At 77.0% G+C, this 317-nt stretch carries 1 pseudogene; it reads right to left on the reverse strand.

What is annotated here, in order from left to right:
- Nucleotides 1-185 precede the first annotated feature (185 nt).
- Nucleotides 186-317 (reverse strand): annotated as a pseudogene (locus JHD73_RS29405) (ATP-binding protein); the annotation flags it as partial.

The raw sequence follows: 317 nt of genomic DNA on the forward strand, positions 1-317 counted from the left end.
CCCCCCCCCCCCCCCCCCCCCCCCCCCCCCCCCCCCCCCCCCCCCCCCCCCCCCCCCCCCCCCCCCCCCCCCCCCCCCCCCCCCCCCCCCCCCCCCCCCCCCCCCCCCCCCCCCCCCCTGTTCAAGCCGAAGACGGCATACGAGATCAGGCGCCATGTCTCGTGGGCTCGGAGATGTGTATAAGAGACAGGGCGGATGATGATCCAGAGCCCGCCCAGCGGCGAGGGCCTGGCCTCAATGGTGCCACCATGCGCGGCAACAATAGTCTGACACAGGCTCAGGCCCAGCCCTGCGCCGCCCTGCGCACGACTGCGAGA

It is taken from the genome of Ralstonia sp. ASV6 (assembly GCF_016429285.1).
Taxonomy (GTDB): Bacteria; Pseudomonadota; Gammaproteobacteria; order Burkholderiales; family Burkholderiaceae; genus Ralstonia; species Ralstonia flaminis.